This window comes from Salmonella sp. SAL4457, from assembly GCF_046548235.1.
Taxonomy (GTDB): Bacteria; Pseudomonadota; Gammaproteobacteria; order Enterobacterales; family Enterobacteriaceae; genus Salmonella; species Salmonella enterica.
Window position 1 is genome coordinate 1 of sequence record NZ_JBGDZO010001382.1, and the last position, 234, is coordinate 234.

The following is a 234-nucleotide window of genomic DNA, read 5'->3' on the forward strand; positions in this document are numbered from 1 at the left end:
GTATCCAGGTAATCGGTCAGGTTCACCAGCAGGCGCACATCGCCCTCACCCACCTCGAGGAACTTGCCCTCGCTGCTCTGCCGTTCGTACTGCTTCTTGCCGGCCTGGCGCTCGCGGCGCTTGACCACCACTCGCTCCTGGGCAACGCCCAGGGTCTGCGGAATCGCCGCCAGGGCGTCGAACAGGCGCGCCTGGGCTTTTGCCGGATCGATCGACTTGGGCGCGGCGTACTCC

At 66.7% G+C, this 234-nt stretch carries 1 pseudogene; it reads right to left on the minus strand.

Annotated elements, in window-relative coordinates:
- A pseudogene (gene rlmL / locus ACLJNW_RS28695) lies at nucleotides 1–234 on the minus strand (23S rRNA (guanine(2445)-N(2))/(guanine(2069)-N(7))-methyltransferase); the annotation flags it as partial.